This is a genomic window from Streptomyces sp. JJ38, assembly GCF_019303475.1.
Classification (GTDB): Bacteria; Actinomycetota; Actinomycetes; order Streptomycetales; family Streptomycetaceae; genus Streptomyces.
This window is the reverse complement of the sequence record NZ_JABLSI010000102.1, coordinates 1-352: the sequence shown is the minus strand read 5'-3', so window position 1 is coordinate 352 and position 352 is coordinate 1. Positions and strand designations below refer to the sequence as shown.

The following is a 352-nucleotide window of genomic DNA, read 5'->3' as shown; positions in this document are numbered from 1 at the left end:
GGCAGTCGAGCTGCCGGACGGCGAGGGGGTGAAGGCGTGCTGCGCCGCCGCGTATTCCTCCGACATCGTCGGCGCGCTGCTCGGCGACCCCTACCACCCCGGCGGTACCACCCTGACCCGGCACCTGGCCGGCGGCCTCGCCCTGCGCCCGGACGGCCGTGTCCTCGATGTCGCCTCCGGGCGCGGCACGACGGCCCTGCTCCTCGCCGACGTCCTCGGAGTCCGGGTGGACGGCGTGGACTTCGCCCCGGCCAACACGGCCCTCGCCCAGGGTGCCGCCCAGGCCGCGGGGCTCGCTCACCGAGCCGAGTTCACCACCGGGGACGCCGAGCGACTGCCCTGCCCGGACGCC

1 protein-coding gene and 1 pseudogene (both running past the window's edge) are annotated in these 352 nt (G+C 77.0%); both read left to right on the top strand.

Translation table 11 applies throughout. From position 1 onward, the window contains the following. Window positions 1-32 (top strand): annotated as a pseudogene (locus HPT28_RS26420) (radical SAM protein) (its annotated part extends 901 nt beyond the left edge of the window); the annotation flags it as partial. After that, on the top strand, window positions 1-352 hold part of the coding region annotated (locus HPT28_RS26415) for a methyltransferase domain-containing protein (RefSeq protein ID WP_308119537.1) (this coding region is incomplete at its 3' end). 8 nt of the annotated region lie to the left of the window's left edge; 352 of 360 annotated nt are visible. The pseudogene HPT28_RS26420 and the gene HPT28_RS26415, both read left to right, overlap by 40 nt.